Origin of the sequence: uncultured Bradyrhizobium sp., from assembly GCF_936943645.1 — a bacterium.
Taxonomy (GTDB): Bacteria; Pseudomonadota; Alphaproteobacteria; order Rhizobiales; family Xanthobacteraceae; genus Bradyrhizobium.
This window is the reverse complement of the sequence record NZ_CAKZJO010000059.1, coordinates 1-11,397: the sequence shown is the minus strand read 5'-3', so window position 1 is coordinate 11,397 and position 11,397 is coordinate 1. Positions and strand designations below refer to the sequence as shown.

The 11,397-nt window shown below is 61.4% G+C and carries 12 protein-coding genes and 1 tRNA gene; 5 read left to right on the top strand and 8 right to left on the bottom strand.

All coding sequences use genetic code 11. The annotated features are described in order from the left end of the window. Positions 1 to 284: 284 nt before the first annotated feature. Both Q0743_RS17570 and Q0743_RS17565 read left to right on the top strand, forming a co-directional pair. Positions 285 to 431 (top strand): hypothetical protein, encoded by a 147-nt coding sequence (locus Q0743_RS17570; RefSeq protein WP_198963778.1) that lies wholly within the window; start codon positions 285 to 287, stop codon positions 429 to 431. 132 nt (positions 432 to 563) lie between these two features. Beyond that, positions 564 to 728, top strand: a complete 165-nt coding sequence (locus Q0743_RS17565; RefSeq protein WP_298242776.1) for a hypothetical protein — start codon at positions 564 to 566, stop codon at positions 726 to 728. A gap of 75 nt (positions 729 to 803) precedes the next feature. Here the strand turns inward: Q0743_RS17565 and Q0743_RS17560 are convergent, their stop codons facing one another. Continuing rightward, positions 804 to 1,481 (bottom strand): ParA family protein, encoded by a 678-nt coding sequence (locus tag Q0743_RS17560; RefSeq protein WP_061880428.1) that lies wholly within the window; start codon positions 1,479 to 1,481, stop codon positions 804 to 806. 360 nt (positions 1,482 to 1,841) lie between these two features. Further along, positions 1,842 to 2,186: a hypothetical protein gene (locus Q0743_RS17555; RefSeq protein ID WP_298242775.1), complete on the bottom strand. Its 345-nt coding sequence runs from the start codon at positions 2,184 to 2,186 to the stop codon at positions 1,842 to 1,844. Positions 2,187 to 2,557: 371 nt separating this feature from the next. Here Q0743_RS17555 and Q0743_RS17550 point away from each other — a divergent pair, with 371 nt between their 5' ends. From Q0743_RS17550 to Q0743_RS17540, 3 genes are read left to right on the top strand one after another with little or no spacing between them, the layout of a single operon-like run. Then, the gene (locus tag Q0743_RS17550) at positions 2,558 to 3,724 is read left to right on the top strand and encodes a CaiB/BaiF CoA-transferase family protein (protein WP_298242774.1); all 1,167 of its coding nucleotides are present in this window, start codon (positions 2,558 to 2,560) and stop codon (positions 3,722 to 3,724) included. A 2-nt stretch (positions 3,725 to 3,726) separates the two neighbouring features. Then, the gene (locus Q0743_RS17545; RefSeq protein ID WP_298242773.1) at positions 3,727 to 4,650 is read left to right on the top strand and encodes a CoA ester lyase; all 924 of its coding nucleotides are present in this window, start codon (positions 3,727 to 3,729) and stop codon (positions 4,648 to 4,650) included. A gap of 6 nt (positions 4,651 to 4,656) precedes the next feature. Then, entirely contained in the window at positions 4,657 to 5,595 is a 939-nt protein-coding gene (locus Q0743_RS17540; RefSeq protein WP_298242772.1) for an AEC family transporter, read from the top strand. 343 nt (positions 5,596 to 5,938) lie between these two features. Here Q0743_RS17540 and tenA read toward each other — a convergent pair whose 3' ends face one another. The 6 genes from tenA to Q0743_RS17510 form a co-directional block, all read right to left on the bottom strand. Continuing rightward, positions 5,939 to 6,607, bottom strand: a complete 669-nt coding sequence (tenA, locus tag Q0743_RS17535; RefSeq protein WP_298242771.1) for a thiaminase II — start codon at positions 6,605 to 6,607, stop codon at positions 5,939 to 5,941. 52 nt (positions 6,608 to 6,659) lie between these two features. Then, positions 6,660 to 7,877 carry a DNA adenine methylase gene (locus Q0743_RS17530; protein WP_298242770.1) on the bottom strand — a complete coding sequence of 406 codons (1,218 nt, stop codon included), beginning with the start codon at positions 7,875 to 7,877 and terminating at the stop codon, positions 6,660 to 6,662. Positions 7,878 to 7,883: 6 nt separating this feature from the next. Next, entirely contained in the window at positions 7,884 to 8,714 is an 831-nt protein-coding gene (locus Q0743_RS17525) for a hypothetical protein (protein ID WP_298242769.1), read from the bottom strand. Beyond that, complete coding sequence (locus Q0743_RS17520; RefSeq protein WP_298242768.1) at positions 8,711 to 9,688, bottom strand: ParB N-terminal domain-containing protein; 978 nt, start codon at positions 9,686 to 9,688, stop codon at positions 8,711 to 8,713. Before Q0743_RS17520 ends, Q0743_RS17525 begins: the two co-directional genes overlap by 4 nt. A gap of 404 nt (positions 9,689 to 10,092) precedes the next feature. After that, a tRNA-His gene (locus tag Q0743_RS17515) sits at positions 10,093 to 10,169 on the bottom strand. A gap of 338 nt (positions 10,170 to 10,507) precedes the next feature. Further along, positions 10,508 to 10,942, bottom strand: coding sequence for a phasin (locus Q0743_RS17510; protein ID WP_298242767.1), 435 nt, complete (start codon positions 10,940 to 10,942; stop codon positions 10,508 to 10,510). Positions 10,943 to 11,397 lie beyond the last annotated feature (455 nt).

Genomic DNA, 11,397 nt, shown 5'->3' with positions numbered 1-11,397 from the left:
ACCCTCCCCTGGAGGGGCAGGGTCGATCGCGCGAAGCGCGAGCGGGGGGGGGTGATCTCTCCACTCGGGCACTGTCGGATGAGGAGAGACCGTCACCCCACCCCGTCTCACATTTTCGCTACGCTCAATGTGAGCCGACCCTCCCCCTCCAGGGGAGGGTCAGAGCCTGCCCGTGGTTAACCGCGCCCCAACGGCCTTCGCGCACGCCGCATACGGCATCCACGCCTCGTTTACGCATCTGTCCCTATCGTGTGGTCGAAAGGCTTCTCATAGGGGGAATGACCATGGGGCATCGCACCCGGCCTACGGCCGCGCAGCAATTCGCGCCCGCCGATCTCTTGCAGGGAATTCTCGTCGTTTCGTCGTTCGGGTTCTGGGCGGTGATGCTCGGCCTGATCCCGGTGCTGCTGTATCGGGTCTGGCTCGCCTGAGGCGAGGCTCGGCGCGGATGGTTAAGCCGCGGTCACAAATGCGTTCAAAATGCGAGCGGGCTCGCAAGCCGGAATCTTAAAACATCCCGGGTATGGTTCACGCCCATAAGCGAAGAAATCGCGGGGGCATTTGTGAATAGTCAGAATGAAATGGCGCCGTATTTCGGCGCCGGACAGGAGAAGCTGTCCAACGAGCAGAGCTTTACCACCGAAGACATCCTCTGGGCCGTCGGCATCTGGTCGGTGATCCTCACGCTGTCGCCGGTCATCGTGTTCTACATGCTGATGGTGGCGTAGCCTCCTTCGGCAGATCCCGAAAACGCAAAACGCGCGGACACCGCGCGTTTTTCGTCCGGGGAATGATTTAAAGAATTACGCCGCCTGCTTGTGCATTGCGCCGGATGCCGACGCCGTGCCGCGAATGGCCTTCACCGAACGCTCGATCGCCGCCCACAGCCTTGCGATTTCCTGGGCCGCGCGGCTCTCGGCCTGGTACTCCCGCGCGCCCTCGCCATGGCTCAGCGCCATCAGCAGATCCGAACGGTTGGTGATCTGGCCGCCCCACACCGGCGCACGGAATTTGGCAAGGGCTTCGCGGGCGATGGTGACGATCGGGCTTTCCGACTCGTCGCGCTTGGCCGGCGCACCGTTGAGCACGACCGCATAGGGCTTGCGCGCGGCGCGGCACATCTGGATGGTTTCCTGCACCGCGTTGACGTCGAACACGCCGGGACGGGCGGGAATCACCACCATGGTGGCGTTCTTGATCGCGTCGTCGACCACGGCCGACAGGTTCGGCGGCGTGTCGATCAACACCCATTCATAACCGTCGCGCTTGGCAGCGGAGACGATGCCGCTGACGGAGTTCACGGCCGCCTTGATCGGCGGTTCGTTGGTGCCGCGCAGCTTGTGCCACAGCGTCAGCGAGCCCTGCGGGTCCGCGTCCACGAGCATGACCTGCTTGCTCGCCTTGATCTGTGCGGCAAGATGTGCGGCGAGGGTACTCTTGCCCGAGCCGCCTTTACGCGAAGCGAAAACAATAACGTTCATACCTTCGGCCTCCAGATTGACCCCAGGCCGCGAAAATGAATCACCGCGCTGATTCGTGAAAGAAAAATTTATCGAGGGTTGCGTTACGGCCACGAAATAACAAGGCGTGTTGGCTTTTGAGTCACACTGCGATGTGCGAGGCGCGACACCAACTGCAATGAAACGCTGCGCGTGTGCCTTGTGTGCGTTTTTTGAGCAGTCGTTTGGGAGAAAGCGGCATGCAACCTCGCCGCGCAAACCGGCAGCCGACTCTTTTCCGTCGCACCTGCCCGTCGCCCGCAAGCCTCGCGCCAGCTCGCGAACAAAAGGAGTCCGTCACGTCGAGGAGTTTCGAAAGGGGAACGCTGCCCTGCCCCGCGCTCAGCCGTCGCTGGTCTTCTTTTTCTTGGGCGCCGGCTTGGTGCTCTTCTTCGCGGTTTTGGGCGCGATGTTGGTCCGCTTGCCGGCGCGCTGCTCGCCCGGCTCCGGTCCACGGCGGAAGAACACCGCGCATTGCGGCGAAAGCTGCGCCTTCTTCTTGATCATGCAGGCGGTGATGGCATCGACGTTCGGAACGAACTCGCTGCACAGCCGCATCGCATCCGGCGTGCAGGCCTGCTGCTCCTCCTGGGTGTAGGCGAAGCCGGCACCGGGCTGCACCAGCACGGACAGGGCCAGCCCGAGGGTCGCAGCAACCAGGGATGTCTTGAAGCGAAGCGCCGGCATTTCGTCCCCCACATGTCGAGTCGGGGCGAATAGTGGGTGAACCGCGGTTCGTTGGCAACGAGGCGGGATGCGAAAGCCGGAAGCTGTGCGGTCTCGGCAACAGGCGGGGTTCACCCGCCTGCGCGGGGGACGACAGCGCTGCGCGAGGAGAGACTGCCGCTTACAGGTCCGCCCCACCCCCAAAAATTGAAAAACAACCCCATGCACAGTAGCCAAGTCACGGTAATCGCTCGGCATTTTTTAGGATTAAGCGAAGCCCGGTTTGACTTGTCGGGCAAAACAGGGGCATCATGGGACCATCAACAAGATGCGCGTGGGCTGGCCGATCTGTCTCCTGCGCTGGTCCAATAAGCGCACGGAGGGACGGTCGCATGAACGGGACTGAGGCGGAGCTGCCGCTTTCGGGCGTCACGGTGGTCTCGCTGGAGCAGGCGATCGCGGCGCCGCTGGCGAGCCGGCACCTCGCGGACTGGGGCGCGCGGGTGATCAAGATCGAGCGGCCGGGCGCGGGCGATTTCTGCCGCGACTACGACCACGTCATGAACGGCCTGTCGAGCCAGTTCGTCTGGACCAACCGCTCCAAGGAGAGCCTTGCCATCGACATCAAGAGCGAGGACGGCCGCAAGGTGCTCGACGCCCTGCTGCCGCAGGCCGATGTGTTCATCCAGAACCTTGCGCCCGGCGCCGCCGAGCGGCTCGGCCTCGATGCGGCTTCGCTGCTGCGCAAGCATCCGCGCATCATCGCCTGCGACGTCTCGGGCTATGGGACTGGTGGTCCCTACAGCGACAAGAAGGCCTATGACCTGCTGGTGCAGTGCGAGGCCGGCGTGCTCGCCATCAACGGCACCGAGGCGGAGCCGGCCAAGGTCGGCCTGTCGGTGGTCGATATCGCGACCGGCATGTACATCCTCAACGGCGTGCTGATGGCGCTGTACCGCCGCGAGCGGACCGGCAAGGGCACGGCGTTCCAGGCTTCGCTGTTCGACTCCATCACCGACTGGATGAGCTATCCCGCCTTCTACACCCAGAGCACCGGCCGTCCGCTGCCGCGCACCGGCGCCAGGCACGCGACCATCGCGCCCTACGGCCCGTTCAAGGTCGGCGACGGAACGACCGTCTTCTTCGGCATCCAGAACGACCGGGAATGGCGCTCGCTGTGCCGCATCGTGCTCGGCGATGCGGGTTTCGCCGGCCATCCGAACTTCCGCACCAATCCGCTGCGGATGCAGAACCGCGACGAGCTGCAGGCGCATATCGAGCAGCGCTTTGCCGCCATGACCGGCGAAGCGGTGTTGCGGCTGCTCGACGAGGCCGGGGTCGCCAACGCGCATCTGAACTCGGTCGAGGCCTTTCTGCAACACGAGCAACTCCACACGCGCGGCCGCGTGCAAAGCGTGGGATCGCCGTGCGGGCCGGTGATGAGCTTCCTGCCGGCGCTGACCATTCCGGGCTTGAGGCCGCGGATGGACCCGGTGCCGGATGTCGGAGAGCATAACGAGGCCATCCTCGGCGAGCTCGGCCTTTCCAAGGACATTTGACAATGACGCATCAGCGGCCCGTGCGGGCCACCCTCGCCGTCCCCGCGCATCGCGCCCGTCTCGTCGCCAAGGCGGCGGCCTCAAGCGCGGACGCAGTGTTCATGGATCTCGAGGACGCGGTGCCGCCCGCCGAGAAGGGGCTTGCGCTGGAGGAAGCCGTCCGCTCCCTCGCCGCGCTCGACTGGGGCCACAAGCGCGTCACGGTGCGGATCAACGCCGTCGACAGTCCCTTCATCGCGCAGGAGATCCGCGCGCTGGCGGCGGCGCCGCGGCTCGATGCGGTGATCGTGCCGAAGGCGGAGCGCCCCGGCGACATCGTCGCAATCGCCGAACAGATGCGCGCGGCCGCGCCCGATCGCGCATCGCTGGTCGCGCTGGACTTGCTGATCGAGACCGCGCTCGGCCTCGTCAATGTCGATGCGCTCGCCGCCTGCCACGACAGCATTGCCGCGCTGCATCTCGGCGTCGGCGACTTCGCGGCGTCGATCGGCGCCCGGTCCTCCGACATCGGGGTATCGCCGGACGGCTATCGCCATGTCGGCTCGGCGCAAAGCGGCTACGCCACCGCCCCTCTCGACCTGTTCGCCTATCCCATGATGCGCGTCCTGGTGGCGGCCCGCGCGTTCGGCCGGATCGCCATCGACGGCCCCTGCGGCGCGTTCCGCGACGAAAGGCTGACCGAGAGCAGCGCGCAGAAGGCCGCCGCGATGGGCTTTGACGGCAAGCAGGTCATCCACCCCGACCAGATCGAACCGACGCGGCGCGCGTTCATGCCGTCGGAACGGGAGCTGGACGAGGCGCAGCGGATCGTCGAGGCCATGGAGCAGGCGGAGGCGCAGGGCCAGGGCGCGGTGACGCTGGACGGCAAGATGATCGACTACGCCAATGTGCGCATGGCGCGCCGGATCATCGCCCTGGGATCGTAGCGGCGCATGGCCACCTTGCTGATCGTCGCACCCGTGTTCGCGCTGATCGCGGCCGGCTATGCCGCGGTGCTGTTTCGGTTCGTCTCGGAGGGCGCGCACAAGGGCATCAGCGAATTCGCCTTCAGCATCGCGATCCCTGCGCTGCTGTTCCGCACCATCGTCGTCTCGGAATTCCCAGACGTCAGCCCCTACAGGATGTGGGGCAGCTATTACGGCGCACTCGCGCTGACCTGGATCGCGGCGCTCGCGATCTCCGCCCTCATCCGCGCGCGGCGCGAGGACCGCGAGGATGGCGTCGTGTTCGCGATCGGCTCGGTCTACGGCAACATCGTGATGCTCGGCATTCCCCTCGTGCTCTCCGCGCTCGGCAGCGAGGCGGCGGGGCCGATGGCGCTGATCCTGTCGGTGAACACGCCGCTGCTCTGGCTCTGCGGCATTTTGCAGATGGAGCTGGTCAGCCGTGAGCGCACCGGCTCGCCGCTCTCGGTGATCCGCCCCGTGATCGCCGACCTCGCCCGCAACCCCCTGATGCTGGCGATCGGCTTCGGCGTGGTCTGGCGCTTCACCGGCCTCGGCCTCACCCCCGTCGTCGACCGCACCATCGAGCTGCTGGCGCAGGCGGGCTCGCCGACCGCGCTGATCGCGCTCGGCATCAATCTCTTTCGTTTCGAGGTGAAGGGCGAGAAGCTGAGCATTCTGCTGATGTGCGCGCTGAAGCTGGCGGCGATGCCCGCGGCCGCGTTCGTGCTGGCGAAGCTGCTGGGCCTGCCGCCGAATGCTGCCGGCGTCGTCGTGCTGTTCGCGGCGATGCCGACGGGCGCGAATGCCTACATCTTCGCCGTGCAGTATCAGCGGCTGGTGAACCCGGTCTCGGGCGCGGTGGCGCTGGGCACGCTGCTGGCGGCGGCAACGTTGCCCGTGGTGGTGTGGGTGGTGGCGCGGTAACGCGTCCAAGCCGCGCAGACGCCCAAGGCGCGCGGACGACGCCGCGCTGCCTCGGTGAGCTCTAATGGTCAGCGCAGGCCCAGGAACGACAGCACCGCACCGATCACGACGACGAGTCCGACGAGGTAGATAATCCCGTTCATGTCTCAGCTCCCTTGCTTCATCCTGCCGCCGTTCCAAACACGCAAAGGGCCGAAAAGGTTCGCCGCCACGCGCCGCTGTTTTCTGCCGAAGGCGCGGAACGAAAACGCACGATCGCGCCGGCGCGCCGCGCCTTGCGCGATCATCCGCGATACCGGGATGTTGGACCTGTTCAGGTCTCGGGATGAGACGTTTGCGGAGCTTAGCGCTTGCCCTCGCGCCAGCCCATCTCCCAAAAGTCCGCCTCGAGCCGGGTGGCTTCCCTGAAGATCGCAATCAGCTCGGCCTCGCGGGCCGGCGTGACGTAGCGATCGGCGAGATGGTCCAGGTGCGCGCGCGCCTTGGCAGCGACCTCCTGGTACGGCGCGCCGGCGTATTCGGCGATCCAGACGCGGTAGGCGTTCGTCGCAGCGTCCGCGCCGGGCCGCGCGGCAAGCCGCGTTGCGATCTCCGCGTACCCGATCACGCAAGGCGCAAGCGCCACCTTGAGCGCCAGCAGATCGCCGCGCATGCCCGCATCGAGCACGTAGCGCGTATAGGCCAGCATCTCGGCCGCCGGAGGCGCCCGTTCGAGGTCGGCCGGAGACAGGCCCCAACCGGCGCACAGCTTCACATGCAGGTCCATCTCGACATCGAGGATGGCCGACAGGCCGGAAGCGGCCTCACGCATGTCGGCAAGCCCAGGCGACTTGTAGACCGCGAGCGCGTAGGCGCGCGCAAACTCGATGAGGAACAGGTAATCCTGAACGAGGTAATGACGAAACGCCGCTTCAGGGAGCGAGCCGTCCGCAAGACCGTTCGTGAAGGGATGCTCGGTGTAGGCTCGCCACTCGGCGGAGGCTGCTGTCTTGAGACGGTTGAAGAAGGTCACGATGTCTTTATCACCAACTTTGAGATTAGTGCTTACGCGCCGGTAGGGCGACTTATCCGGCATAGAAGATCATCTCACGCACGGCAGAACGTTCTACACCCTTCGAGGCCCCCAAGCTGGAATGTTCGTGGTCAATTACCTTAGCCAGCTCCACTTGGCGAAAATACTTACGCAACAGCGGCAAAATAGATTCTTTCGTTCCGGGGAGTAGCCCGTTCTCTGGATAGTTTATGATGAGGTCTGCACCAAGGTGAGCCGCATTTGCTACCAGCTTTTCAAATGCTTGAACGACTTTCGACTTAAGGGAAAATTCGGAAACAAAGCGTTCGGGTCGATACTGGCCCTTGCCTTCAATTTTTGGATAGTCGTACGTCAGTAATGTATCCAACAGGTGATAGTAACGCGAATATTGATCCCCAGTATAAGGAGGATCGGCGTAAACAACGGCGGGTACGCTCGACTCTCTTCCGAGTTGCTGCAGCAAGACGTTTGCATCGGATCGGAACGTCCTGTTTTGCGATCGCCAATCAGGCGATCCGTAAGGACGCAGCTCCTTCAAGGCAGCGGCCCACTCTGCGAATACGTCTCGCCGCCTTCTCAATCGAAACCGATTAAGAGATGCGGTCTTTACCTCCAAATATTGCGCAAAGTGGCCGGTTGTGTTGGCCACGCTAAAGCATGCTCGGCAAAGAGCCAGCATGTACCATCGATGCTGATCTATATCGATCCTCGCTTCTGCCAGAAGTTTATCAAACGCGAACTTGAGTGAATCGATATCTGCTGCTTGGCGGACTCCGAAATAGCCCCCGCTGTGCGTTAGCAGGAAGAGCGCATAAGGCGCGCGACGATCTTGCTTATGTTTCGTACGAAATCGCTCTGCTTGCCTTGAAGTGCAAAATTCGATTTGACGTCTATTGAACTCGCTAATCCGCCTGATTTTCCCGGTCAAAAGAAGCTCGTCTTCTTCGAGGATCCATGATCCGAACGACCGCAGAAGGCTATAGCGATTCTGTGCCTGATATTCAGCAATCCCACCGAGCACATCGGAATTAATGATCGGCGAGGTCAGAGAGGTAAACTTTGCGGTTGCCAAGTCGTACGCAAAGCGCTCCGCATCGTTGCACCAGACTGGTCGGGCGGGCGCTACAGCGGTGGCGACAGTAGATATACCCGCGAACAGATCTAGGAATGGCCCCTTGCGCGCCCGCGCTATAACGTCAGCAACGTCAGAAACGATTTGCTTCTTAGTGCCCATGTAGGTGAAGGGCATCGCAGGTCACTCCTGCTGAAGATTACGGGGAAAGAGCCCAATCCATCTAGGATGGTTGGTATGCAGGATGGGTATCGAATTGTTTGGCGTTTTGTGACTCAACACATACAGCAGTCCAGTTTCGCTGAATCCCTTCGGATTTTGCGCATCAGCGATTCTACAATATTTGAGAAGCGAGTTTTTCTCAGGCTGGCTAAATCTTGTACACCGACTGGAGAAGACGTTCTCGTTCTGCTGAATGGTAATATGGCTAATCACCTCAAGTTCGGTTTCGTGTTCGATCTTTTTCTTCGCGTCAGCGGTGGCTGCAGTAAGAATGATCAGGCAGCGAGCATCGCTGGCGATCAACTCTTGAAGTTGAGGCCAACGCTTACAGACTTGTTTGCCACTGCCGGAGAAATCGTCAACCAAGATGATTGTGTCGGCAGCGGTCAACTTGAGCTTCGGAATCTCTGTGACATGCCTGAAAAGATCGTCATATTGCGATCTCGTCAATCCGTTGGCCTCACGGAATATCCTAAGCATTGATAGACCGCTCTCGCCAGGTTTGCCAAAAGCTGTAAATACCCATCGTCCTTCGCGCGAAGCAGGACTTTTGTGCCATCCGTTTAGCGAGGCTAAGGCAGACTTGTAACCCTCCTGAATTCTCGCTTCCGAAACAACCTCAACACAGTCGAGAATGCGCGCAGCGACATCTTGGTCCGCCACTTTAAAGCGCGCCAGCCAAGCCTTGACCGTGTCGGCATTTGGCGGATGTCGGTAGAATCGGAATTGCTGATCCCACTCGTGCAACCGAGCTTCGTCTATAGCTGTTCCGCGCGGCTTGGGAAGCTTCATTCCGACCGTCTGTCCGCTTCTGCTAATTTTTTGGTGAGCGCTTTGACAAGACCTTCGAGGCCCGCCCAGAGGTCTTCCTCGGCAACGAACGTGTCGACGTCGATCGTCTCAAGGATCGAGTAGAGATCCTCAACCTTCTTCACAATCTCCGACGCTTCTCGGTGTATCCGAGCGGTATCGATTTCCAACGAGGAATAGTCGACGTCGTCGTGCTCCAGCAAATAATGGAAGCGCTCCAACACAGCTTCCTGCTGGTTCGCGACTCGAGCGATCGCGAGATATTGTTTTATCTTCCGAAAATCGGTGATCGCCTTAAAGCCGGACTTTCGATTCTGATATTTGAATAGGAAGCGGTCGATCATGTGATTGCGCTTGAGCGACTTATCACTGCGAATCACGGTGTCATTTATGACAGGATACAGCTCGATGAAGAAGTCTGCTTTGATCCGATCCTCAGGATCTACGAACAGCATCATCTCTTGGTACTTTTGAGGATACCAAAGTAGCTTCTTGCAGCGTGTTACGACCGCGAGTTCGAGGCCGGTGAGTTCAGCAAGTTGCCGATCTCTCTTTTCTTTCAACTCGTCCATTAGGACGCCGAGCTTCAAGGCCGTCGGCATAAGCTCCCAATCTTTGCGGAGCTTATGAATTTGGAACATCGTGACGATGTTTGTCGCGACTGAGGGTTCGGCGACTTGATTGATTGGCATTGTCGGGAGGTTCAGGCGCTGAGCGCAAACCCAACGGCGCTGACCATCCAAGATCGTATACTTGTCTGAACCGCTCGCTTTAAAGACTGTGAGAGGAACTAGAATGCCAACCTTCTTGATCGACTCTTCCAGAGTCTTGAGTGGAAGTTCATCGAATAGTATTCGCGGATTATGTGGATTGGGTTTGAGCGAACTGGTAGGCACGCTGGCCGGGCCGAGCATTGGCTCGGCTTTCTTTGACGACGGACGAGGGGACTTTGTCATGGGGCTACCGTGCCAACGCAGGAAACAAGCGTTACGTGGGCTGAGGGGCTTCGTGATGGCTCAAACGCTGAAATGCTAGACTAGCTTGATTGACAATCCCTTTTGAAAACGTATCGACGGTTGTATCCCCGGAGAATCGGCAACTTACAATACGACTTTTGGAAAGCCGTTGATCCATACTGAGAGTGTGCGCTTTGAAATTTCCCCAGACGATTTGGAGGCTCTCCCGAGCAGCTAGGGTCGGTTAGACCGACGGTACGCGACGAATGCGCGATAGTGCTGTCGAGAAACAGCACCTCAAAAGTCTTATAAGAGCTTGGCAAGCACAGGGGTCAGACCTGCGGCAATCGGGGCAGACAAGAGGTTCTCGTCAGATGCGATCAACGTGATGCACTGACCCTCGCTGGTACAGTTGGGTGGGCTCGAACCACCGACCTCCTGTTCCACAGACAGGCGCTCTAACCAACTGAGCTACAACTGCATCCTGGCGAGCCGCGCCTTGGGCTGCCTGAAAAGGCTCGTTGCCGAGGGGGCTGGACGGGGCGGAAACTAGGTGCAACGGCCCGGTTTGGCAAGGCCGCAATGGGGTGAAAAACCGGGGGAAATCAGGTTTGGTGCAGGGAAATCGGGCGCGATGGCGGGCATCGGAAGGTTGCGCGGTCTGTGGCGTGAGGGGGCACTCCCCTAGAGGAGAGAACCCTCACCCGCCGCCCGGCGATGCTTCGCATCGCTTGGCGCCGGCCTCTCCCGCAAGCGGGAGAGGCAAGAAAAAACCCGGGCACTTGGCCCGGGCTTCTCAACTCAAACCTGCCTCGGCGCTCAGGCGGCGGGCGGCATGTACTTCGAGGCAGAGGCCTTGATCGGCTCGGCGGTCTCGGCGGCGACGCGCTGGGTCAGCTCGACCAGCTCCTTGGCCTGGGCCTGAAAGGTCTCGAGCTGGGTGCGGGTGTGGCCGGTCCACAGCTGCAGCGCTTCCGCCGGCGACTTCAGGCCGAACAGCTGCTGGGCGAAGTCGAGCTGGGCGCTGGTGTTGGCCTTCATGAACTCGACCAGCTTGGCGGTGTACTCGCTCGCGCCCTTGCTGGCGGAGGTGAACACGGCCTCGACGGTGCCGTTGTGGCTCTCGGCCGCGTCCTTGAACTTGGCGTAGTTCTCGCGGGCCTGCGCCGCGCCCTTTTCGGCGAACGCACGCATCTGCTCGGGGACCTCGAACGGAATGATCGAGGCAGAAAACGGATCAGTCGCACCTGTCATGGTCGTCCCTCACGATAATGAAAAAATGGAGTGAGCCTTCTGGCGCGCCCGCCGGCCAACCGGGGCCTTGTCTTCTGGTTTCAAGACTGGCGGGAACGAAGACTGGAACGCGGAACAAACGAGATGGCTCGCCCAGTGCCCAGTATTATGGCTGCCTATCATGTCAACATTGTGCAGCGCAACGCGCCAGACGGGTGCGGTGCGAAATTTAATCTCGGAGAGGGTGAGGGTCCCCGGCGGGGGAACCGGGGGTTGAGGGGTGAAGCTGGCGTGAAGGGCCGAAGTCGTGCGGCGTAAATGGTGCCCATCCTCCCCTGGAGGGGGAGGATCGGTTCGCATGGAGCGAAGCGCACTGCGAACCGAGGTGGGGTGAAAGTCTTTCGACGCAGGCGGTGCCCGAGTGGAGAGATCACCCCACCCCGCTCGCGCTGCGCGCGATCGACCCTCCCCCTCCA